This window comes from Paenibacillus sp. TSM33, from assembly GCF_056099025.1.
Window position 1 is genome coordinate 19,540 of sequence record NZ_JBLZXB010000023.1, and the last position, 21,376, is coordinate 40,915.

At 46.7% G+C, this 21,376-nt stretch carries 23 protein-coding genes; 11 read left to right on the plus strand and 12 right to left on the minus strand.

The window, feature by feature from the left end:
* Positions 1-131: 131 nt before the first annotated feature.
* The 3 genes from ACN6NF_RS23355 to ACN6NF_RS23365 form a co-directional block, all read right to left on the minus strand.
* Entirely contained in the window at positions 132-1,145 is a 1,014-nt protein-coding gene (locus tag ACN6NF_RS23355) for an LCP family protein (RefSeq protein ID WP_474319833.1), read from the minus strand.
* Between the two features lie 113 nt (positions 1,146-1,258).
* Entirely contained in the window at positions 1,259-2,203 is a 945-nt protein-coding gene (locus tag ACN6NF_RS23360) for a cation diffusion facilitator family transporter (protein WP_474319835.1), read from the minus strand.
* A gap of 204 nt (positions 2,204-2,407) precedes the next feature.
* Positions 2,408-3,979 (minus strand): DEAD/DEAH box helicase, encoded by a 1,572-nt coding sequence (locus tag ACN6NF_RS23365; protein ID WP_474319837.1) that lies wholly within the window; start codon positions 3,977-3,979, stop codon positions 2,408-2,410.
* Positions 3,980-4,302: 323 nt separating this feature from the next.
* Here ACN6NF_RS23365 and ACN6NF_RS23370 point away from each other — a divergent pair, with 323 nt between their 5' ends.
* The 7 genes from ACN6NF_RS23370 to ACN6NF_RS23400 all read left to right on the plus strand — a co-directional run bounded on the left by ACN6NF_RS23370 (position 4,303) and on the right by ACN6NF_RS23400 (position 8,243).
* A complete protein-coding gene (locus tag ACN6NF_RS23370; protein ID WP_474319838.1) occupies positions 4,303-4,920 on the plus strand; it encodes a hypothetical protein in 618 nt (205 codons plus the stop codon).
* 39 nt (positions 4,921-4,959) lie between these two features.
* On the plus strand, positions 4,960-5,604 hold the full coding sequence (locus ACN6NF_RS23375) for an immunity 50 family protein (protein ID WP_474319839.1): 645 nt from the start codon (positions 4,960-4,962) through the stop codon (positions 5,602-5,604).
* Entirely contained in the window at positions 5,597-6,007 is a 411-nt protein-coding gene (locus ACN6NF_RS23380) for a hypothetical protein (RefSeq protein WP_474319841.1), read from the plus strand. Before ACN6NF_RS23375 ends, ACN6NF_RS23380 begins: the two co-directional genes overlap by 8 nt.
* 156 nt (positions 6,008-6,163) lie before the next feature.
* The gene (locus ACN6NF_RS23385; RefSeq protein WP_474319842.1) at positions 6,164-6,499 is read left to right on the plus strand and encodes a HEAT repeat domain-containing protein; all 336 of its coding nucleotides are present in this window, start codon (positions 6,164-6,166) and stop codon (positions 6,497-6,499) included.
* Between the two features lie 88 nt (positions 6,500-6,587).
* Positions 6,588-7,217, plus strand: a complete 630-nt coding sequence (locus ACN6NF_RS23390; protein WP_474319843.1) for a hypothetical protein — start codon at positions 6,588-6,590, stop codon at positions 7,215-7,217.
* A 28-nt stretch (positions 7,218-7,245) separates the two neighbouring features.
* Positions 7,246-7,806, plus strand: coding sequence for a hypothetical protein (locus ACN6NF_RS23395; protein WP_474319844.1), 561 nt, complete (start codon positions 7,246-7,248; stop codon positions 7,804-7,806).
* 2 nt (positions 7,807-7,808) lie between these two features.
* Complete coding sequence (locus ACN6NF_RS23400; protein WP_474319846.1) at positions 7,809-8,243, plus strand: immunity 26/phosphotriesterase HocA family protein; 435 nt, start codon at positions 7,809-7,811, stop codon at positions 8,241-8,243.
* Between the two features lie 67 nt (positions 8,244-8,310).
* Here the strand turns inward: ACN6NF_RS23400 and ACN6NF_RS23405 are convergent, their stop codons facing one another.
* Positions 8,311-8,850, minus strand: coding sequence for an SMI1/KNR4 family protein (locus ACN6NF_RS23405; RefSeq protein WP_474319848.1), 540 nt, complete (start codon positions 8,848-8,850; stop codon positions 8,311-8,313).
* Between the two features lie 375 nt (positions 8,851-9,225).
* On the opposite strand from ACN6NF_RS23405, the gene ACN6NF_RS23410 reads away from it, so the two are divergent.
* Positions 9,226-9,885 (plus strand): hypothetical protein, encoded by a 660-nt coding sequence (locus ACN6NF_RS23410; RefSeq protein ID WP_474319849.1) that lies wholly within the window; start codon positions 9,226-9,228, stop codon positions 9,883-9,885.
* Between the two features lie 168 nt (positions 9,886-10,053).
* Here the strand turns inward: ACN6NF_RS23410 and ACN6NF_RS23415 are convergent, their stop codons facing one another.
* The gene (locus tag ACN6NF_RS23415) at positions 10,054-11,688 is read right to left on the minus strand and encodes a DUF6138 family protein (protein ID WP_474319850.1); all 1,635 of its coding nucleotides are present in this window, start codon (positions 11,686-11,688) and stop codon (positions 10,054-10,056) included.
* 158 nt (positions 11,689-11,846) lie between these two features.
* On the opposite strand from ACN6NF_RS23415, the gene ACN6NF_RS23420 reads away from it, so the two are divergent.
* A complete protein-coding gene (locus tag ACN6NF_RS23420) occupies positions 11,847-12,623 on the plus strand; it encodes an SMI1/KNR4 family protein (protein WP_474319852.1) in 777 nt (258 codons plus the stop codon).
* Positions 12,624-12,640: 17 nt separating this feature from the next.
* Positions 12,641-14,056: an SMI1/KNR4 family protein gene (locus ACN6NF_RS23425; protein WP_474319853.1), complete on the plus strand. Its 1,416-nt coding sequence runs from the start codon at positions 12,641-12,643 to the stop codon at positions 14,054-14,056.
* 64 nt (positions 14,057-14,120) lie between these two features.
* Here the strand turns inward: ACN6NF_RS23425 and ACN6NF_RS23430 are convergent, their stop codons facing one another.
* Together ACN6NF_RS23430 and ACN6NF_RS23435 are read right to left on the minus strand one after the other, a co-directional pair.
* Complete coding sequence (locus ACN6NF_RS23430; protein WP_474319855.1) at positions 14,121-14,735, minus strand: TetR/AcrR family transcriptional regulator; 615 nt, start codon at positions 14,733-14,735, stop codon at positions 14,121-14,123.
* On the minus strand, positions 14,707-16,245 hold the full coding sequence (locus ACN6NF_RS23435) for a phytoene desaturase family protein (RefSeq protein WP_474319857.1): 1,539 nt from the start codon (positions 16,243-16,245) through the stop codon (positions 14,707-14,709). Before ACN6NF_RS23435 ends, ACN6NF_RS23430 begins: the two co-directional genes overlap by 29 nt.
* A gap of 309 nt (positions 16,246-16,554) precedes the next feature.
* Here ACN6NF_RS23435 and ACN6NF_RS23440 point away from each other — a divergent pair, with 309 nt between their 5' ends.
* A complete protein-coding gene (locus tag ACN6NF_RS23440; RefSeq protein WP_474319858.1) occupies positions 16,555-17,790 on the plus strand; it encodes a peptidase in 1,236 nt (411 codons plus the stop codon).
* Between the two features lie 113 nt (positions 17,791-17,903).
* Here ACN6NF_RS23440 and ACN6NF_RS23445 read toward each other — a convergent pair whose 3' ends face one another.
* From ACN6NF_RS23445 to ACN6NF_RS23465, 5 genes are all read right to left on the minus strand, one after another.
* Entirely contained in the window at positions 17,904-18,011 is a 108-nt protein-coding gene (locus ACN6NF_RS23445) for a putative metal homeostasis protein (RefSeq protein ID WP_016822819.1), read from the minus strand.
* 240 nt (positions 18,012-18,251) lie between these two features.
* Positions 18,252-19,127: a cysteine ABC transporter substrate-binding protein gene (locus tag ACN6NF_RS23450; protein ID WP_017428606.1), complete on the minus strand. Its 876-nt coding sequence runs from the start codon at positions 19,125-19,127 to the stop codon at positions 18,252-18,254.
* Between the two features lie 18 nt (positions 19,128-19,145).
* Complete coding sequence (locus tag ACN6NF_RS23455; protein WP_474320290.1) at positions 19,146-19,901, minus strand: amino acid ABC transporter ATP-binding protein; 756 nt, start codon at positions 19,899-19,901, stop codon at positions 19,146-19,148.
* Between the two features lie 17 nt (positions 19,902-19,918).
* Positions 19,919-20,596 carry an amino acid ABC transporter permease gene (locus ACN6NF_RS23460; protein WP_016822816.1) on the minus strand — a complete coding sequence of 226 codons (678 nt, stop codon included), beginning with the start codon at positions 20,594-20,596 and terminating at the stop codon, positions 19,919-19,921.
* Positions 20,577-21,242, minus strand: a complete 666-nt coding sequence (locus tag ACN6NF_RS23465) for an amino acid ABC transporter permease (RefSeq protein WP_474319859.1) — start codon at positions 21,240-21,242, stop codon at positions 20,577-20,579. Before ACN6NF_RS23465 ends, ACN6NF_RS23460 begins: the two co-directional genes overlap by 20 nt.
* Positions 21,243-21,376: the final 134 nt, after the last annotated feature.

Sequence of the window (21,376 nt, forward strand, 5' to 3'; positions counted from 1 at the left end):
TAGACAGATGAGTATACGTTCTTCATAATTACGATATATTTTTGCAACAAAATATACAAGGTTATACCCAAATAAACACAAAAGCAAACAAAGTTGTACGTTATTGTACGAACTTCGCTTGCTTTGAAGGGTTATGGAGTATCATTTGTCGTGGTGGCAGCCTCCACCGTCGTAGTCACCGGTTTGTTTTCTTGTTCAAAAAGATTCTGTATGAATCGCTTGAGCTTCCGCTCGTCCACACCCAACACCTGCGCACCTTTGATGGTTTCCCCGCGCACCAGTTCATTTGGCGGGATTTGCTGCTTCGCTACTGTTTTAGCATCGATATTAAAACCCAATGAAGCCAACTGCAGCATTTCCGTTGTACTCAGATTCGTTTCAATATACGGAGAAATGCTATTTAGAATACTTGGCAGTTTAATGAGCGACGAGGTCGATTGTATTTTACTACCCAGTTCGGTAATGAATTTGCGCTGTCGCTCCGTACGTGTAAAATCCGAAGTCGCATCATGACGGAAACGCACATATTGCAAGGCTGTTTTGCCGTCCATGTGCTGCATTCCCTTTTTCAAGTCAATATCAAACTGGTGTTTGTCTGCCTTGGACGTATAATGCATATCTTTTTCGACATCCAGGTCAATACCACCTACAGAATCAACCAACGCAATGAAACCATTAAAATCAGTATATACATAATATTGGATTGGTATCCCCAGGAGGTCGCTCACAGTCTGTCTGGTCAAATCAGGTCCACCGTAGGAAAAGGCTGCATTCAATCGACTTTGCCCATGGCCCGGGATCTTGACATACGTATCACGAAGAATCGACATAAGGGTAGCCTTTTTCGTAACCGGATTAACAGAAGCCACCATAACCGAGTCAGAACGCCCTGAATCTTCCCCACGCGAATCGCCGCCTAGCAGCAGAATATTCACTCTTTCTGTTCCATCCCATTCCGGTGGGAGTGATACCTCTACAGGTTGTACATTAGTTGATGTTTGGGTTTGCGGTTTAAATTTCGAGTCCTGACCGGAGGCAACTGAAATTTGATTCGTAAAATGATATATAGAATAAGCATAATATCCGCCCACTAAAAGGACTGCAGCAGTCACAGAAATACCTAGCCATTTTAAAAATTTTCGCATATTTTCGGGTAACCTCGCTTTTATTCATCATCGTTCGGCTTTTAAAAGCATACCCTTCCGGCAAGTTATCTGTCAATTCGCGGCGTTTGTTTTAGGGGCGTTATTGGTATCGGTTACACCTTATCTTCAGAGTCTTTTTGTGTTGATTTTACAGCATGGAGGTCGTCTGCATACCACGGATTCAAATGGACAAGCACCTCATAAACCCGCGGCTCCCGCTGTATGACGGCCCTCTTGATCAGCCGGATAATATCGTGTCCCTGCTGAATCGTCAAAGAGGCATCCACTGAAGCTCGGATATCTACGATAATATAATGACCGTGCTCACGGGCACGAATACGGTCAATACGCTGAACCTCGGCTACACTCAGTGCGGCTGCTGCGTAGCTTTCAATTTCCTCGGTTGCAATGGCCTTCTCCATCAGCACATCAATGGATTCGCGGCCCATTTCCCACGCCAATTTCAGAACCAGCAACGCCACTACGAACCCCGCAATGGGGTCGCCGTAAGATAAAATCGGAATATCCCAGTGTTCCCCGATCAATCCTAATCCGATTCCCAATACAGCCGCTCCCGAGGCATACACATCAGCGAGGTGATCTTTTGCCGTCGCAATGAGACCCTGACTATTGGCCGCTCTGCCAATACGAATCGTGTAGATATACAGCCACTGTTTCCATAGCAAGGAAATAATGGCGGCCACCAATGCCAGTATATGCTCCTGTGGCATCGGTTCGAACAGGGCGGCAATGGAATGATAGCCGATAAATATACCTGCCCCGAACAATATGACCGCCACCACACTAGCACCAATTACTTCTGCCTTGCCGTGACCATAGGGATGATCCTCATCCGGCGGCTGGCTGGATATTCTCATCGCTCCCAGTGCCGTTGCAGAAGCAATTACGTCCCCGGCGTTATGCACACCATCGGCCACCAGCACCTTACTATTGAACATGAGTCCTGCGATTATTTTAATGCCCGTTAAGAGGATGTTGCTAATCAGGCTGATCCATGCTGAGACCATGGCACGCTTGCCCATATCCTGTTCCTGCATGATGTGTAACCCCTCCAAATTATCTTTTAAAAAATGCCCTACCCGCTAATCGGTTATCTCTGAGCATCTTTCGTTGCTCTTTATCTTATGATGCTGTGCTTGCAGCGGCATAGATGAAGATTATAATAGCCCCGGAAGATGAGCCTCCCCGGGGCTATGATGATAACCATAGTGGAGCATTCTATAAGAATACCCCATTTTTATCTACCTAGACCGACCGCGTCGGCCTCCTTGACCTTGACCACCACGCGGACCGCCTTTGGCTTGTCCACCGCGCCCACCTTGGCCTCCGCGTGCGGAACCGCCGCTGCTGCGATCATACCCGCCACGTCCGCTGCTTTGGCCTACCGAGCGGCCTTGACCTTCGCGTGCAGAACGGCCGCTACTGCGGTCATATCCACCGCGCTCGCTGCTTTGCCCTGCCGAGCGACCTTGGCCTCCGCGTGCGGAACCGCCGCTACTGCGGTCATATCCGCCACGTTCACTGCTACTGCGGTTGGAGCGACGCTCGCCGCTTGCACCGTCACGACGACCCGCCTGTTCGCGGCCGCTGCGGCGTCCGCCACCAGCATCGTTGCCGCCAAAGGAACGGCGGTCGTTTCTGCCTGAGCGGTCATTTCTACCCTGCCGCTCAGCTGTATCGGGAGCAGGTCTACGCTGCCCGCCGCCCTCACTGCTGGTGAATGTGACACCAGCAACTCGTTGGATGTTCCGAAGCTCAGGAACATCCCTTGGCGTGGCGAGCGTCACCGCAACGCCTTTGCCTCCGGCACGACCGGTACGCCCGATGCGGTGGATATAGCTTTCGGCATCCTGCGGCATGTCATAGTTGAAGACATGCGTGACGCCTTCTACATCCAGGCCGCGTGCGGCTACATCTGTCGCTACGAGCAATTGAAGTTTCGCTTCACGGAACGCCTTCATCACTTGCTCCCGCTTGTTCTGGGACAAGTCCCCGTGCAGCTCACCGCTCTCGAACCCCATTTCCTGGAGCTCCTCATTCAGTTTGGAAGCCCGCCGCTTGGTACGGCAGAAGATAACAGCCAAATACGGACGATCCGTATTGAGCATATCTACCAATGCCTGTTGCTTACCACGGTCTGTTGTTTGCACAACGACCTGACGGATTTGGCTCACTGGAACGGAAGAAGCCGATTTCACTTTGACATCAACGGGTTCGTTCATATAGACACGAGCCAGTTTGCGAATACCAGCTGGCATCGTAGCGGAAAACAGCATCGTTTGTCTCCGGTAAGGAACCTCCTGAAGAATCGTCTCCACGTCGTTCAAGAAGCCCATGTGCAACATTTGGTCAGCCTCATCCAGGACCAGCATTTTAATGCCGCCTAGATCGAGCGTGCCACGTCTCAGGTGATCCAGCAGTCGCCCAGGTGTACCAATAATCAGTTGTGCGCCACCTTTTAGTTTACGAAGCTGACGCTCCACATCCTGTCCTCCGTAAACAGCTAGCAGAGATAAACTCGGCTCCGCAGCAGCCAAGCATTTTGCCTCCTCTGTAATCTGGAGTGCCAATTCACGCGTAGGTGCAATCACGAGCGCCTGCGGATGCCGCTTGTCCAAATTCAGCTTTTGTAAAATCGGCAGTAAAAACGCAAGCGTCTTCCCCGTTCCCGTATGTGCCTCGGCAATGACATCCTGACCTTCCATCAACAGTGGAATGGACTCCTGCTGTACTGGTGTTGGCGCTGAGATGCCCTGCTCTTTCAAGGCTTCTACCCAATGTTGCTCCACACCTAACGCTGTAAAATTCTTCAAGTTGTATTCACTTCCCTTATCTGTATTAAATATGTGTCACGTAAAATAGGTTCATGTGCCATATGACATCTATCGTTCCATAGTTCAGAATTCCCATTTTTGTATCGGTTCTCATTCTCCCCTTTTCAGGAAGGGAGCATATCCGTTATCGTTGAATCTGTTCATGTAACTCAACATACGGCCGCAAGGCGGCTCAGGCCGTATCATATATGACTTTCCTAGTATACGCGAAGTTGAACTGGTTTCCAAACGATTTTAATGAATACCGCAAAAGGTGAATTCAATCACCATGTCATATATTATGGTAGGAGAATTGGTAATTCATGAATAAAGGATGGATGCTTGTGGTTAACAACCTGCATTATAATTTCATAATGACAGGCTCCGTATCGGAGAAGCACACTTTGTTTGCCGAAGAGTGCTTTACTAACCTGTTCGATTGTTTTGAAACACTCCTGAACATGTCAGGAATCCGTAATACCCGTGTGTCTATCTATCAATCCAAGAAAGCCAAACACGGTAAGATCCGCTGGGACAAGCAGGAACTACTCCGCATTGTAACCGATGATGAAATGACTCCTTTGATGCTGGTTATAGAGGCTCCTAGTATCAAATCGTCCTATAACAAAGGGACGACGCCGGAAGTGTACATTCTTTTGTCCAATGACCCTATGGGTCAATCTTCCAGCAATTGCGGGATGCTTGTTTCGATTCGTCAGGACGTTTATGAACGTATTGACCGAACAAGCGTGGAAGACGTTATGCTGCAGCTCAGCCAGTTAATAAAGGCAAACAAACTGCTACATAGCTCGCGCAACTTTTATGCTGGCAGTAAAGCACGCGCCATTATGGATATTCTTCCATTTATGCTCGAAAAGGATACCCCGGATATGAAGTATGTTTTTCAATCGTGGACTCCGTACCCTTTACGTCACACTTAAACAATCCGTCATCCCATTAACCCTAGGAGGCTGCAATTTATGCAAATTCAAGTTCACAACGTTGAAAAAAAAGAAAACGAATATCTCATTCATTATCAAGCCGGAGGAGCACTGCCGTTCGTTCCGCATGATGTTGTCCTGATCCATGGCAAACAGTATTTTATAGGTACGATTTTGAAGGTAGAGTCGGAACAGGCCCTTATCCGTATCAATCCAGAATATGAAGACCAACTGACAGGGTCCATCGGACTGGAACTGGCTTTCTCTCCAACCGTTTCTATTCAAGGTGCAGACAGCATTGTAGAAAAGCTCGGCTATTTTCCACCCTTTCACTATGACCGAATCACGGCTGCCAATATGACCAAAGACCAGATTACACTGACGATTGAGCTATCCCCCGCTAGTGTGCTGGTTCCTAAATCACCGGATCTGGAGCCTTCGGCTGAGGCACCTGTGATCCCTGAAGCAACAGTCCAGGACATTCCACGCTATGCAGTGACTTTTACATTTCTGGAAACTAAAGAGCATGTATTAACCCCTGTAGAAACAGAAAATATCATCTTGCAGCTTGATTTCCGCTATGAAGAAGCAGATATGGTCGTTGACATTGATGCCTTATCGGGACTGTCAGGCAGCTTTCTATGCAGAGGCATCCGAGCAGAGATTACGGAACTTCATGAATAAACAAGAGGCTCGCGAGCTGTTGCGCTGTCATTCTTTTATTCATGATGATTTGGAGCATCCCAAAATGCAAAGCGGATTTCTAGGGATGCTTCGTCCCTTTCAAGGCGAACTGATCGAGCATAATTTTCATGAGCTCATGACTATCATTGAAGTTCTGGCAGATGAGTTGGAGAAACCGTCCGTAGAACGGGAGCTTATATCCGCTCTGTGGGGAATTTGCCAATATACACGGGCATGGGCGTTGTATCCTGATGGTATGCTGCAACGAAACAACCTGCTGACCGTAGAGCAGATTAGTACCCTCGACGATTGGATTGATACAATCTCCTATGCGGTTATGGTGCTGCTGGAGGGTGGCGGAACGGAAGAGGCTTTATCGAATTACAGACATGATTATAGGTAATACACAAGACCCAAACGTAATCTGGCTAAGAAATGAGGGAGGGTATATGTCCATACAAAACGATGATGAAGGAAAGACATTCTTATCTATTTTCCCTACACTATCGTATGAAGATCGATTGGTATCATTACGCGAATTAACAGAAATCCCCAGCCTGTGGAGGACACCATCGCATTACTTTTGCAGCTTGCGCAGCAATCATCTGCGGATGATCTGCTTCGTATAGAAGCGCTGAAGGTCATCGGACTATATGCAGATCAGAGCCAGCAGCCGACCATCATGCGAGGAATTCGCGAGCTACTGTCCAAGCCTGATGAAGATGATGATGTACGAAACGCTGCTTTACAAACATTGGCTTGGATGCCTTGTTCAGAAGCAGAGCTACGTTTAGCTTTGGACTTAATCCAAAGTGATACATATATCTTAGTCAAGGGGGCGCTTTTGCACTGCTTAACGCACATAAAACCCACCCTTTTGCACAACATGCGCTGAAGCAATTATTGCAACATGAGGAATTCGGCGCATCTGCGAAGCGTGAGCTGTCCACATCATCGACAACCAAAGGAGAATCACTCTACTCATGCGTGTAAGAATATTTATATTCATATTGATTATCGGAATTATATGTGTGCCTGCCTATTTCATTATGAGCAGCTTTGGGTTATTCCAAAATGAAAAGGTGCTCGTCCATTACAAAGTTGCCCTTGAGGTAAAAGGTAAAAAGTATGATGCCTGGCCTTTAATCAGCAGCTATACCGCGATAGATAAAAAAGGGGACCATCGTCAGCTCTACTATCAAGCAGAGGGCTCAGGCATAGAATATCTGTTTCAACTAGCCTATGGACAGTATGAACTCAAACCCTCCAAAGAAAATCCTTTTCTGGACGGGGGAATCCACTACACCATGGACCATCCCGATTATGTGCGTGAGGAAAAACAGTATGAGAACGCCAACGACTATACGGAGTTAACCCATTATTACAATCAACAGGAGCAGGTTATTTATACTTACAATCCTGAAGCCAAGCTTGACAAAACATATGTTCGCTCCATCATCACCGCTGGGATGACTCGCACCACTGGTAGATCAAGTAGTGCAGTGAAGGATGACTATATCAATATCAGTAAACTGTTCAAGGATAAGCTGGGAGTGAATGTGAAGGTAGATGTTGATGAGGACAACAAAATTGTTACCTTGTCCATGACATAATGAACGAAAAGAGAGGAAGGCGCTACGGATGACAGAAACACATCATGCTAAATTAGGACCCGCTTATCTGGATGGTTGGGTTGTGCCCGAAAACCCAGAGGCATGGGTTGAGCAAGAATGGACAGGTAAGCTCCGTTCACAGGCTGGAAATACGAAATTCTACATTTTTTATTATGGAGAGTTCATGGACGAGCTGATCGCTGTAACGGAGTTTGCACCCCAGCTCATTATTGCAGAAGATGCAGTCACAGGTGAGCAGATCGTGATTTTTGATGGAACCCGCCATGGTTACGATGCACTGCTGTGTGAAGTATATACGCAAGAACAGCAGAACAATCGCACTCCCCTGCTACCTTATCTGGACGATGATGGTGAAGATACCTTTGAGGTGACCGTGACTGCTTTTTATAATGTTGATTGGGATGACGAGTTTGCGGATGATGTGGATGAGAACGGGCAGCTGGAGCTGATCAGCGGCGAACGATGTGATTTTGAAGAGGTAAAGCGAAATGGCTTTGATGCGATCAGCATTACCATTACCAGCGCTAAAGGTCTAAAAACAGAGATCATTCAAGAAGAGCTGGCCTGACGATGAGATTCAAGAGAACCAAACATCAGGAAGGCGATATTTTTGTTATCCCCATGCATGACGGCCGCTTTGCGGTATGTCAGGTGATCTGCGCGCTATATGGTCGATTCAAAAAGGCGTTCTCCTTTGGTGTTCTATCCATAGGCCAGAATCAAACGTACGAGGACGAAACCACCTATCTCTCCTTCACAGCTTACCGGGGTCGATTTGAGGTTATATTCACCGCTACCCAAAATCTGACGAAGGGAGTATGGCCCATTATTGATCATCGCCCTCTATCCGAGGAGCAACAGCAGCTAAAACTTTTTAATTGTGCGGGCCATCTGTATTGCGGGGATGAATATATACGCAATCTGGAACTGGAAGAATATAATCAATACACTGTAATGGGCGTGGCTGGATATGAGCTAGTACAGCAATATTTAGCCCAAGCATAAAAACTAGAAGAATAGCAACGCAAAGAGCCACCTTAGAGTTCGAAAACCAGGGTGGCTCTTTAACGATCTAAAAGGGTTCAAATGTATAAGGGAATGGTGTACGATGTGTTCCCAAAACTGACTTTACACGTTCCCCATCCAGCAGCGCTTCGACGAAGCTATACAAATCCGGGGCTGCATACCGAAAGTTGCCCCATGTGCGCAGATTCAAAGCATAGATTGGGAATTCCCCCCGCTCATCAGGCGATTGAACGTCCCAGATCAGCAGATCATCCTCTCCACTGGAAGCGAAGGGAACCGCATGCTCCAATAGTTCCGGGAAACCATCTGGCTCCAGCGCCGCTTCTTGTAAAACCTCCTCTGATTCCAGTACATCATCAAACCAGATCCGCCAGCCATGGTAACGATAAAGCCATGAATCCGGGTGATCCCCGAGAGGAATATGGATGTTCCATACGCCGCATAACCGTCCGTAGCCAAGAGTTTTGACATAATCGATATAAGAAAGCGGGAAGCCCCTGCCATTTTTAAAACGATGCTCTACTAGAAAAGCCTCATCATAATAAGCCTGAAACTGCGAACGTTGTAGTCCTGTAAAAATGCCCATGCTCGCCCTCTCCTTCTGCGCATCCCTGTTCACCTTTTCACCCATCGGCACATTGAAAAGGCCCTTTTCAAGTGTTAAAATGGGAATAAGATGTATATTCTAAAAAAGAGTGAAGATGCGTCAACATCCTCACTTTTTGGCAACAGCCGCTTTTAAGGGCGGTAGCCGTGTCAAAGGATGATCATTGAAATAGACCGTTTGCCTTTGTCGAGGGCGGTCTATTTCTTTTTATGGAAGGAAAGAATCAGGACCCTCACCTCCTTCACAGGAGACTAGCCGACTGCCCATCTAAGCTATTCTGTTGTTAAGGAATATTATAACATATGATATATAAAAAGTACGTTTTTACGATCTTTTTGAAAAGGAGGAACGAACATGGAGCAAAAACGCTTCAAAGATGAATATGGATATAAATATGACTTTGCCGCCGTAATCCGGAGAGGAGAACAAGTAGCTGTCCACTGTCCTCGATGTCAGGGGCAAGCTTTTATTTCCAAATCCAAAGAAGACTGTTATTACGTTGTTCGCTGCTCTCATTGTTACTACACATTTCAGCAGCCAGAATCGTATAAATTCTATGCACGCGGTGTATGCAGCCATTGCGAGCGATATTTTAATATCGAAATTCATGATGACCGAACGGTTACTCACAAAAATACAAATATAGACTGTCCGCACTGTGAGACAAGTAATCAGGTTGCGGTGCATCGCATGCAGTCACGTGAATGGCATACGGACGTGATCCAAAATGGAAAAGACCCTATCTTCCAGCTCCAACTGTACTTCCTTGAATACTATCGGGGGAAACCGGTCTGGGCTCTTAACCGGATACACCTGAATTACCTGCTCTCCTATATCTCTGCCGAGTTGCGTGAAAAACCCACATCCGGCATGATGCGTACGGCTTCCCATTCCATTCCCAAGTACATAAAAGATGCTAAAAATCGCCAAGCCATCTTAAAAATATTACAAAAGCTGCAGCATAAACAAGCGTCTAAAAGAGAGCATCCCAAATATGAATATACAAAATTTTGACAGCATAGAAGCACTGATCCAGGCCGTCTGCCAGATCATCACGTGCAATCTTGGGTAGAGATAGCGGCTGTACAGAATGTTATTGAAGTGCTGCACCGCAGTAGAAGCGAGCCGGATATTCATCGCATCGCACAGGGACTGCGTTATATTATCATGATACGATGCCTCTTATGGAATAAGCGGCTCCAGTATCTCTTTTATCTCAGGAGCAGCCTGCCTCAGGCTGTTTTTCAGTTTCTTCTCGCCACCCCATATACGATAAATGATCATCTCTTGTTCGTAATCCTTCAGCTGTAGAAGCACATCCACTAACGCCTGTGCCTGCTCTGCACTTTCAATGCCCGCCGATTTTAGTGGTTTGGCAGAATCATTACCTGCCAGAAGAATCCTCGTCCAAACAGGGATCGTATCCGGTGTTAGTCCATGTGCCTCAGCAAATACAGCAGCGTAACCGTCCTGCACCGACTGATGCTCACTGTCCACCAGCTTCATATAACGATTCACCAACGAAAAATACTCTGTTCCTTTAAGTCCTAATCCCATCACTGCATAGGTTCCCGGCATCGCTGACTTCTCTCCCGGCTCGACATCGTTGTACCACTTGAATTCTTCCATCACAGTCTCGGCATATTCAGCCAGCAACGGATACAGCGAAGGGTATTCAAGTGCATTGGCGAAGAAACGATGCAACGCGGATTTAGCCAACTTGGGTACGGGTAGATAGTTTTTCACTTTGCTTTTGAACTTCATCCCATACTCCTTAGTAAAGCCCTTCCGTAATATATCACATAGATATACGAGTGCCTCTCTATAGCTCCCTTCTTCCTCAGAACGAATCTGAACCTCCAGTGTTTGCAAAATATCATTCGCTTGGCAGGCGACCCGCTCGCTTGTATATGCCGCTGGAATGCTGCCTGAACCACTCTTAAGCCACTGAACAGCCTGCTCTGAACCCAGTTGTGCAGCAATCTCCAAATACTTCTGCCGTGCATCGGCATCAGTCAGACCCACGCGCATCGCGGTCAACAGGAACATCTCCATAACCGGGGCGGGAATATCTGAAGGAAGAATATCGGGTCTCACCGTATAATCAAGCCCGTATTTTTTTTCCTGATCTGTATACTTGGCCAAAAATTCATCTTCAGCCCAATGCATTAAGCCTCTGCTCAGCTGATGCCTCCATGCTTCTTCTCGCTTGCGGCTGACCTGCACTTTTGCATCCATTCGATTCAATAGCTCATTCACCCGCTGGGCGTCTATAGGGTACAAATGAGGATCAAGCAAGTGCCTTATGAAGAAAAAATCGTCCTCTTCCTTTGGTATAGCTTTACTAGCAGGGTCTAGCTTCTGCTCTACAAACTGTTCGATCGAGGCTAACAGGTGCTGCCGTTTATCTTCGTTCAACAGCGAGAATGTAAAATGACTGGCCCTATTCTCCAAGATCACTTCCAGATGAAAATCTAGCCGATAACAAAAGAGCATAGAACTGAATTCTTCCGATTTAAATAGCGCCTCTATCTTTTCCCTTAACATAGGCATCCATTCATCCTGCACCTGTTGGGGGGTGACTCCCTCCGTAAGACCAGGAATTTCCACGTCTGGTCTACGATGATCCCAATCAAAAGGTTCATAGGTATCCACCCATAATCCGTCCCTCTTACAGGTAACTTTTAAATAGTCATGAATCCCCTCGTGAAGAACACTTTTGGTCCGGAATTCCGCGATGCGCTTTTGCTCAGAAGCGTATCTCTGGTCAATCTCCTCGAAAATTGGATCTATGTAGGCCTGTACCCCCGATGTCATACGATGTGTTCCCCTTTCTTCCCCTCACAAATTGTAGTTCTTACATAATTGAGATAGACTAATATTTAACTATTTTATTTCCTGATTATAGCATATCTTTCTTTTACATTTGGACTCCATCCCCATAGATAGAGTGCCGGAAAGCAGGTGTATTGTACATGTATTGGGTTTCCACACACCACACGCCAGTGGCTGCCAATGAACTGGCAAATTTCGAACATACCTATGGCATAACTTTACCAACTCCCTATGCTTCATTTCTCACCCAATACGGGCCAGGCACCTATTGCGGCCTGCTGGTAATTGAACAGCCCGATCCTCAACTTTTGCAATCCTATGCGGATTACGAACTGTGGACGCATGATGATAACTGTCCAATCACCACGCAACAGCTGGGCGAGTGCGTGGTCATCGGCAACTCCATAGATGGCGATTTTCTGGCGTTGCACCCTCAGGTCGAAGGCTTGCTTTGGCTACCGCGACATTCGGAGTTTATTACTATGAAACCACTAGATGTTCGACTCCCATTTACAAATACACTGGAGCATATACTACGGGATGAATTCGGAAAAATAGAGCCATTCCCCCGTTATTTCGAACCTGTCATTCTGGACAGAACCGCGACATTCCTACTATTTAGTCCTGCGGATACAGCAAAAGCTTACACTCCAGCCAATCCAGTCGATCAAATCGCGGACATAGCTCCGTCATCCATACAAGTATTGGCTCAGCGGTTTAAACAGCATTTTGACTCAAATCTATGGATTGAAAACGAACATATCTGCATGGCTTTTCTCCAGCCTCTTGGCGGATACGTGCGTTTCAACTATGCATATGGACGTGAAGTGGCAATCGTGTATGAACCCAAAGCGATAGCACTTCATGATGAAATTCTATCATTCTTGCAAAAAGGACATTGCCGGGTTGTAGAGTAAAAGGAGGACGAATACGAATGACAGTACATTTTGCACAAACCTTAGAAAAGCTGGAACAGATCGCCGATCGTCTGAGACAAGGTGGGATGCCAGACGTGGTATACCAATGCACGAAGGGGATTTCCGATGAGGAACTGACTGAACTGGAGGAGCGGCTACAGGTAACTTTGCCTGCCTCCCTGTCCGAATTATTAAAGCGGTGTGGCAGCTTACATTTGCTATGGGGCCTCCCTCAACACTGTGTTGTAGCCAATGAACTGGAGTGTTCATATGAAGGCAGTCATGACCTTGAACAAAAACCGAATATCCTTGACGATATTACAGGAGAATTTGGCTGGAATCATGAGTATATAAGCTATTTTACATCCTATGGAGAAAACACCGACTCAGCAGCGGACGAACAACGATTTCTCATTTTGAACTATAACGGTGCTGGTGATCCGATCCTGCTTGATAGGGCGACATCCGCAACAGAGCCAGCGGTATTCTGTTATGAGCATGAGTTGGACCAATTCACGCTGCTTGCGGAAAATCTACCTGCCTATATAGAAACCATGCTTACCTTGCACGGGCTATGGCTGTGGGACTGGTCTAACGTGTTAGACGAGCATGGTATTCAGCTAAACAGCCCGTCACTGCAGCTGTGGCAACGCTGGTTGGACATATTCTGCACGATGAAGCTGGAGGATACCCGGTCGTTGGAGACTCTGATCCACTACACCACCATGCATGGCGTAGATCATCCTGCTGTACTGCAGGCTTTTCAGGCCTATGATCCAAAGGATATTTTTCTTGCCTGGGAACAGCGCATTCAGCGTAACCCGGCCCAATTCGCTACATGGGCATTTTTTGTTGGCGAGACCGCAGGAATTGGGGCTGCCGATTGGGTTCGCTCCTTATGGGAGCCGGACACGGATACCGTGCAAGCATGGAGACCTTCCGATTCAAATAACACACATGCTAGGGCCGCATTCGTCTCGACACGTGCCTATCTATCCGCCCACTGCCTGCCCGAGCAGGAAGGTCTTACAAAAGTTTACAATGATCTAATACAGCATGCGGCGAAGGATGGCAAATTAGAAGGATACACCGTTAGCGGGCAGTTACAGCATTTTCATTCACCACAGGTCATTGACTGGATGCGGAATAAGGTCAATCATCCGATCGATGGCTGGGCAGTACTTTTCGCCTACTCACGTCCTACAGCTGAGCAGGTGATTGAATGGCTATCCGGTAGCGAGCTTCATCAGAAAATTGCAACCGAGGCCCTGGATATCATGATTCAGCGCAATCTTCTGCCCACTCTAGAAGCAGACGCTTGGGCTAGCATCTCAAATCTGCTTCATGCTTCTTTACAACTTGTGATGCTCAAAAAAGATAAACGTCGCATTGAAGCTGTGCTTGAGCAACTTTCACATTTGGAACTTCGTTAACACTGGAATTGACGTATGAAAACTTGCATGTATGGGGTGTGAGGATAAAAAATGAGCCGCTGCATCAGCGGCTTAATCCTCGAAAAAAAGTATCTATAGTAAATGAAATCAATTCATTATTTGCTTTGGCCATAGGAGGTTCAAAATTCAGGAGCAAAGAAGTCAATCCGTGCAGCATACTCCATACGGATCTAGCCATCAGGCGCTCATCTCCTTGAATGATGCAGCCTTCCTCCATAGCGGCTTTGAGTCCGCCCTCAAGCAACTCAAATCCTTTAAAACTCCCACTGTCTATAAGGGTAACCGAGCTTACAGATTCAAGGTTGCTGATAAACAGGATGTTGTAGTATTCGGGATTAGCCATGCCAAAACGGACATAAGCATCGGACACTGTTTTCAGTGTGTCCAGAGCGTTCAGTCCGGCTGCCTGTGCTTCATCCACGCGCTGCTGAAGAGCCTTCAGGAACAAAGCATTCCCTTCTAACAGCAGTTCACGAACAACCGCTTCCTTATTGGAGAAATAATGATAAATAGTCGTTGGTGAATATTCGATCTGATCCGCAATTTTACGCATGGAGACTTCAGCATACCCTTGGTTCAAAAAGAGGGAGCGGGCTGCCTCAATGATTTTGCGGCGAATCTCACTGCTTTCACGTTCTCGGCGTTTGATATGTTTCATGAATAGATGTACTTGCCCTTTCTGCCTTTCCCAATTTGGCGGCGATACGATCAGCTTCCATTATACCCGAGTTCATAACTCCTTGAAACCCGCCCCCAGGCTGTGTCCAGGCCCCTACCAATGACAGACGGTTCACTACTGATTTGCGCTTCAGTCTGTTTATGCCGGACTGCCTCACCGTTTGCGCGTAACCATAAACGGCTCCGCCGGGATTAGCAGTATACCGCTGCATGGTGCGTGGTGTGCCCAACTCTGCCACCACGACCTTGCTGCTAAAACCAGGATATAACTGTTCAAGACATTCCAGTATCTGCTGTTTTACTGCTTCTTTTTTGGCTTTATATTCGGGACGTGCGCTAGGCCAGTTCTCCAATCTGTCCAAAAACGTAACAGCGATGACACCCTTTCCCGCTTCATTGAGTGTAGGATCCATGGCGTTATAATTTGTGAGCATCCAGTTGCCTTTCGTATACTCGCCGCTCATCATGACTTCATAATCCGTCTCCGAATCCGGCTCGTTATACAGGATTAAGTCTTCTTCGGTGATTCCAAGCTCATGAGGCTCGCATGATAGCCCTAGGTACAGCTGAGTGAGAGACGTGCCAGTTTCCAGTCTGGTTACAGCCTCCAGCTCGCGACGGGCGGCATTGTGACTCTCCAGCAGACGGCCATAGGTATGATGAGGACTGATCCCAGACACAACCCAGTTGGCTTTATATACATCCCCTTTTTTCAGACGTACACCAGCTGCTTTACCGCGTTCAAGTATAATTTCAGACACCTGACTGCGCAGGTGAACTTCTCCTCCAACTGATTGAATAGCTTCGACCAGCGCATTGGACAAGGCCTGTGCACCTCCCTGAATGTAGTACGTCCCCTCCAGATGATAGCCGATCCAGGGAATAAAAAAGTACAAAGCCGCCAACCGCTTCGGGGGCAGCCCATAATAGGGCCAGAGTGCGGTGAAAAACTCCGTGAATTGGTCAGACAAGCCAAACTGACTTACAGCCTCCCAGGTGGTCATTTTCGTCCAGCGGAAGAAGGTGCCTGCTTTAAGCAGACCCGCCAGCTTACGCCAGGAAGTAAGGGAAGAAAAAGCAGAAAAGCCTGTCTCAAAACGGCGAATGCCCGCGAATAGCTTGTCAATGGCTGCTACCTCAGCAGGAAACATGCCTTTGAGGAGTTGCACATACTCCTGCACATCAGATGGGATATCAATGATCTGCCCATCCCAGCGAATGGAGTAAGGGTGCTTTTTACGGAGAGGAACGATTTGCTGGTCCACATGGCAGTCCTTTAACATCCGACCGAAGCTGCCTTCTTCGAGTCCGCCGACGCCGTGCAAGGAGACATCAAAGGTATATCCCTTTCGTGTGAATTCAGTAGCAAAGCCGCCAGCCAAAGTATGACTTTCAAACACAGCTGTCCGGTAACCCAACGCAGAAAGTCTGGCTGCACAAGACAAACCACCCAGCCCGGCACCAATGACAATAACATCATATTGGTTCATGATTTCATCTCCCTTGTTAACATCGTTATATAAGTTAACAGTGTTAAGTTAAGGAGATTATACAATACCGCATCCCGGTTGAGAAGGAAAATTTTTTATAAAAACATCCAAAATTGTAGCGCTTTCACTTGTCAGATTCCAATGAGGATGCTATCCTTCAATTGGGATTGTTACTGAAAAGGCAAAACCCGTGTACACTTGTGTGCCCGGAGTTTGCCTTTTTTTGATTTGTATGGGTTCCACTGCATACAGTCAAGCATCCTGAGCATATAGTAAGCGCTTTAAAAAAACGCCAAAGGAGATTATCTTATGCAAAAAAGACGTTTCGCCCTTGTTCTACTATCTTTCGTGCTCCTGCTTACGATCTTTTATCCATCCTCCAGCTCTACCGCGGCAGCAGCCGATGTTCCAGCACCACAGGCTACCCTGCTTACTCAAGTACAGCCTCTGGGTGAGGTTGTTACTGCCGTTGTACTGAAATACAGCACCAATATTGACGGATCATCCCTGTCCACTTCCAGTTTTCAGGTTCAATCTGTGCTTAATGATGTGTACGCAGACAGAACTGTGACTGGTGTATACACCAATGATACTGGTGCCATCACCAACCGCAGTACTCATGGCAAATATGTCGTGATCGAGCTGGATACACAGGACAAAAATGCAAGCACTCTTACTTACGATTCGACAAGCGCAGTCAACCGCATCAATCCATTGAACTATTACATTAGTCAAAAGAAAGATATTGCAACTTCAAAGAAAACAGTCATTCCAGCTTCTACACAGACTGTAAAAGCAACCGATAAAGTGACACCCATTGTAGACGATTTCCAAAAAAACACCTTTGAAAATAAAGATGGCTTCAAACTGAACTACTTTACATTTGAACCTAAAGTAGAGCCTGGCAAAACCTATCCATTGGTTGTATTCCTACACGGAAACGGCGAACGTGGTGATGGAAATGGAGTCAACCTGTTAGCAAATGCTGGTGCTGTCACTTGGGCTTCCCCTGAGCAGCAAGCCAAACACCCATCCTTCGTCATCGCTCCTCAAAGCCCAATTGACTTGGAGCATAAATTTATTTGGGCAGATGAACCACGCAACAGCGCTGTTGCCGATTTGGTACGTGAAACGGCCTTGAAATATCCGATCGACACCAGCCGCATCTATATCGTAGGTATTTCTCAAGGAGCTATGGGTACATGGAGATTGTTAGAAAAGAATCTTGATCTGTTCGCTGCAGGCGTACCGATTGCCGGTCTGACCAACTATGAAAAGGCTGTTAACATGTATGCCCCTGTTGAGCCTGCACACGTTGAAGTATTGAAGAACGTTCCTATTTGGGCCTTCCATGCGGCGGACGATACGACAGTAAGTCCTAAGAACTCAGAAGAAATGGTTGCTGCTATCAAAGCACAGAACGGAAACCTCATTCACTTCACTGAATACGAAGCAGGGATTATCAAACCTACAGGACACTTCTCCTGGGTTCCGGCTTTACAAAATCAGGATATGATTGAATGGCTGTTTGCACAAAAGAAATAAAAAAAGGCACCTGCCTTCCTGTGTACCACCATCAGGAAGGCAGTTGCAATATCAAAACGAGGAGACTGAAAAATTTGACACGGTATTGCCATTTGCAGTTAACTTGAAGCTTGTTACTTCGCGCGCTTCGCAGCTTTGATCGTTCTTAAAGCCCGTCTGCGCGTTACCTTGTTCGGACTGCTAAGCTGTCTTCTGGCAGTAGCTACATCCGTTTTAGCCATGTGTAAAACACCATCCTATTCACTTAGGCTCATATTGGGAGTCTGCGCCTAAAGCCTTAAATGATAATGAGAATCATAATCATTTAAAATTATATAATGAAATCTCCGAGCATGCAAGAGCTTTTGGGGATTATGTATCTTGATTAAGTAGTTGTAAATCCCCCCTTTTCCCAATATGAAAGAAGCGTCGGGACAGCAAGCCCAACGCTTCTTTATGCTTAATAGCAACTTATACGATGATTAATTAACCTTGCCGCCCTCCACAACCAATTGATCCGTAAAGCCTTCTCCGTAAACGGAGGTCAGTGTGTCCTTATAGGCTTGATGGACAAAATTCTCTTTACCCAACGTAGCCAGTTCGTTGTTGATCCAATCCAACAGTTCCTTATTTCCCTTCGCTACTGCAGGGGCAATCGTATCTTGACCACCGAAGGCTGGAATGCTTACGGTAAAGCCGGGATTGGCCTTGGCCCAAGCTATCAGCTCTGTATTATCGTTAGCAATGGCGGCCCCGCGTTTGTCTTTGAGAGCCGAGAAAATTTCGGTGTATTGATCGAATTTGAGCAGCTTGATGTCAGGATAATTTTTCGTGAAATAGGTCTCTGCCGTAGTTCCCTTGGCAACAATCAGCTTTTGATCCGAACCCTTCAATTGGTCAATCGTGGTGATGGGAGCACTGTCGGGTGACACAATGCCAAAGGATAATTTCATATACGGGTTAGCAAAATCGACTTTTTCTTTACGCTCATCGGTCACAGTAAAGTTAGCCATGATGATATCTACCTTGTTGGATTCCAAATAGGCAACCCGGCTGGCGGCATCCACCAGAACGAACTCCACCTTCGACTCGTCGCCCAAGAGGTCTTTGGCAAACCGTTTCGCAATATACACATCAAAGCCTTGATTTTTCCCTTCTGAATCTACGTAGCCAAAAGGCGGCTTATCCGCAAATACACCGATTCGAATCTTGCCATTCTTTTTAATGTCCTCAATTGAAGCAAATTTAGCCGAGCCTGAACTACCGTTGGTATTGCCAGCCCCTGCACATCCTGCCAAGCCGACAATCAGCAAGCTCAAAGCCAGTAATAACGTTGTGAACTTCATTCCTTTTCTCATCTGTATTCATCCCCTTATTTATATCGTTTCGTACTGAAATATATCCAGAAAGTGCTGGGCACGCTCTGTTTCCGGTTGGGTAAAAAATTGCTGTGGTGTAGTCATTTCACATATCTGTCCTTGATCCATAAAAACGATACGATCTCCTACCGACTTGGCAAACCCCATCTCATGCGTCACGATAATCATCGTCATCCCCTGTTGGGCCAGCTCTCGCATGACATCCAGCACCTCTCTGACCATTTCCGGGTCCAAGGATGCGGTCACTTCATCAAAAAGCATAATTTCAGGGTTCATACACAGGGCGCGCACAATCGCAATCCGCTGCTTTTGCCCGCCTGATAATTGTCGCGGATACGCATCCTTGCGGTCCAGCAGACCAACTCGCTCCAATAGCTGCTCCGCTTGCGCAAGCACCTCCTGCTTATTTCGCCGCTGAACTTTAAGCGGGCCAAGCAATATATTTTCCAAGACGGTCATATGCGGAAACAGCTCATAGTTTTGGAACACCATTCCGATATGCTGCCGCACCTCACGCCAATTCACTTTTGTATCCGTCAGATCCTGTCCTCTATAACGGATATCTCCGCCCTGGACTGGCTCCAGACCATTGAGGCACCGAAGAAGCGTGCTTTTTCCACATCCCGAAGGACCGAGAATGACCACGACTTCCCCTTTCCTTACGTCCAGACTAATTTGCTGCAACACTTTTCGGTCGCCGAAGCTTTTGTCCAGCCCTCGAATTTCCAATAAAACCTCCACAGCCTCTTCCATGACACCACCCCATCCTGCTAATTTTGCCATCTGCGTTCAAATCTTTTGGAAAGTCTGGATAACGGATAGCATACAAGAAAATACAATATAAAAATAAAGCCATACACCCAAAAGGATGCCGAAGGCGCTTTGATTACACCTAGCTCAATAATCTGCTGTCCAACCTTGACCACTTCCACTACACCGATCAGTACCACGAGTGACGTGGTTTTGATCATCCGTGTCGCCAGATTAATAGAACCCGGAAGCATTCGGCGCACCGCTTGGGGAATGAGCACATGACGGTATAATTGCCAATAGGTTAGCCCCAATGCCTGCCCGGATTCCACCTGATGCTTAGGCAGTGATTCCAGCGCACCACGTACGATATCACCAATCTCGGCTGCTCCCCACAGACTGAATACGATAACGGCCGTTAGTTCCCCGCTGATATTCACATTCAGCAAAGGCGTAAATCCAAAATACACGACATATAACCACACTAAAATCGGAATAATGCGGAATGTCTCCAAATAGAATCTCAGCACAAATCGAATAGGTCTTGATTGTAAAGTGCGGAGCAGTCCCATCAAAATGCCTAGCAGCGTACCGATAATAATGGAGAGTAATGCAATCTCCAGCGTAACGAGCAATCCCCCTAACAGACGCTCAAAATTCGAACCCTCAAAAAGCACATTAATCCCCGAACTCAGCATATCGCACCTTCCTTTCCACCCACGTCAGCAGCATCGACAAAGGTAAAAGCAGAACGAGATATGCCAATACCAGCAGAATCAACGATTCTGTCGTTTTGTAGTACATACCGATCAGGTCCTTTGCCACATTCATCAGATCTAGTAAAGCAATGGCACCCACAATGGAAGTCTCCTTGAGCAGAAAGATTGCATTGGCTCCCAAAGACGGAATACTGATGGCAAATGCCTGCGGCAAAATAACATATCTCGCCAGTTGTATCTTGGACAGTCCGAGACTCAGCCCGGATTCCGTTTGGGTTTTACTCACAGCTTCGATTCCACCACGGAACGCTTCAGCCATATAGCCCCCGCCCAAAAAGGTCATCCCCACAATGGCACATGTCATTTCGCTCATATGCAGACCTATTTTGGTAAACCCGTAGTACAGAAAATATAACTGCACAAGCAGCGGCGTATTTCGGGAAAGCTCGATATAGGCTACAATGATTCCGCTAATTCCTTTCACCCTGTAGTACAGCACTATGCTGCACAGCAAACCGACGACTAGTGAAAACAGAATAGCAAAAAAGGCAATCTTCAACGTCAGCCACATGGCTTCTCCATATAGCGGCAAGCTTTCTACAATAAACTCCCAGTCTAAATTCATATGTACATACCTTTCAATTTTCAATTATTCCTATGTATTTGCTATGCTTAATAACAATGATTGTATTCCTGCCCAATTACCACGTCAATACTTTGATGAAAATTTGTCATATTTATCTATGATTTAGAAAGAAA

Bases quoted from the DNA above. Each gene is read 5' to 3' on its own strand.
- ACN6NF_RS23460 (WP_016822816.1), bottom strand. From the start codon at position 20,596: ATGCTGAGTTCGGGGATTAATGTGCTTTTTGAGGGTTCGAATTTTGAG.
- ACN6NF_RS23450 (WP_017428606.1), bottom strand. From the start codon at position 19,127: ATGAGAAAAGGAATGAAGTTCACAACGTTATTACTGGCTTTGAGCTTG.
- ACN6NF_RS23455 (WP_474320290.1), bottom strand. From the start codon at position 19,901: ATGGAAGAGGCTGTGGAGGTTTTATTGGAAATTCGAGGGCTGGACAAA.
- ACN6NF_RS23360 (WP_474319835.1), bottom strand. From the start codon at position 2,203: ATGCAGGAACAGGATATGGGCAAGCGTGCCATGGTCTCAGCATGGATC.
- ACN6NF_RS23390 (WP_474319843.1), top strand. From the start codon at position 6,588: ATGCGTGTAAGAATATTTATATTCATATTGATTATCGGAATTATATGT.
- ACN6NF_RS23370 (WP_474319838.1), top strand. From the start codon at position 4,303: ATGAATAAAGGATGGATGCTTGTGGTTAACAACCTGCATTATAATTTC.
- ACN6NF_RS23415 (WP_474319850.1), bottom strand. From the start codon at position 11,688: ATGACATCGGGGGTACAGGCCTACATAGATCCAATTTTCGAGGAGATT.
- ACN6NF_RS23435 (WP_474319857.1), bottom strand. From the start codon at position 16,245: ATGAACCAATATGATGTTATTGTCATTGGTGCCGGGCTGGGTGGTTTG.
- ACN6NF_RS23445 (WP_016822819.1), bottom strand. From the start codon at position 18,011: ATGGCTAAAACGGATGTAGCTACTGCCAGAAGACAGCTTAGCAGTCCG.
- ACN6NF_RS23380 (WP_474319841.1), top strand. From the start codon at position 5,597: ATGAATAAACAAGAGGCTCGCGAGCTGTTGCGCTGTCATTCTTTTATT.
- ACN6NF_RS23400 (WP_474319846.1), top strand. From the start codon at position 7,809: ATGAGATTCAAGAGAACCAAACATCAGGAAGGCGATATTTTTGTTATC.
- ACN6NF_RS23425 (WP_474319853.1), top strand. From the start codon at position 12,641: ATGACAGTACATTTTGCACAAACCTTAGAAAAGCTGGAACAGATCGCC.
- ACN6NF_RS23355 (WP_474319833.1), bottom strand. From the start codon at position 1,145: ATGCGAAAATTTTTAAAATGGCTAGGTATTTCTGTGACTGCTGCAGTC.
- ACN6NF_RS23405 (WP_474319848.1), bottom strand. From the start codon at position 8,850: ATGGGCATTTTTACAGGACTACAACGTTCGCAGTTTCAGGCTTATTAT.
- ACN6NF_RS23430 (WP_474319855.1), bottom strand. From the start codon at position 14,735: ATGAAACATATCAAACGCCGAGAACGTGAAAGCAGTGAGATTCGCCGC.
- ACN6NF_RS23440 (WP_474319858.1), top strand. From the start codon at position 16,555: ATGCAAAAAAGACGTTTCGCCCTTGTTCTACTATCTTTCGTGCTCCTG.
- ACN6NF_RS23465 (WP_474319859.1), bottom strand. From the start codon at position 21,242: ATGAATTTAGACTGGGAGTTTATTGTAGAAAGCTTGCCGCTATATGGA.
- ACN6NF_RS23395 (WP_474319844.1), top strand. From the start codon at position 7,246: ATGACAGAAACACATCATGCTAAATTAGGACCCGCTTATCTGGATGGT.
- ACN6NF_RS23420 (WP_474319852.1), top strand. From the start codon at position 11,847: ATGTATTGGGTTTCCACACACCACACGCCAGTGGCTGCCAATGAACTG.
- ACN6NF_RS23410 (WP_474319849.1), top strand. From the start codon at position 9,226: ATGGAGCAAAAACGCTTCAAAGATGAATATGGATATAAATATGACTTT.
- ACN6NF_RS23375 (WP_474319839.1), top strand. From the start codon at position 4,960: ATGCAAATTCAAGTTCACAACGTTGAAAAAAAAGAAAACGAATATCTC.